The 250-nt window shown below is 44.4% G+C and carries 1 protein-coding gene; it reads right to left on the reverse strand.

The window, feature by feature from the left end:
* On the reverse strand, nucleotides 1-250 hold a 250-nt coding region (locus tag AB4512_RS25190; protein WP_372176189.1), incomplete at both ends, for a hypothetical protein.

The raw sequence follows: 250 nt of genomic DNA on the forward strand, positions 1-250 counted from the left end.
ATGAGCGAATCAAACTCAGAGCCAATCCCGTTGGTTGCGGTATTCAGTTGGTTAATGAAGTCAGTGACTTGCGCATATTGGCTCTCTAATACTGAAATGGCACTGTAGAGGTCCAAACTTGCTTGATGCAGCTCTGAAGCCAATGAGGCTGAGCCTATTGCACTTGTGGCATCGGTTAGCATTACCGAGTTTTTCTGGATGAATGCCATTTTTTGAGCAAACTTAGCACCTTCAACTAGTGCATTTAACC

Origin of the sequence: Vibrio sp. 10N.222.52.B7 (assembly GCF_041474275.1) — a bacterium.
GTDB classification, from domain to species: Bacteria; Pseudomonadota; Gammaproteobacteria; order Enterobacterales; family Vibrionaceae; genus Vibrio; species Vibrio crassostreae_C.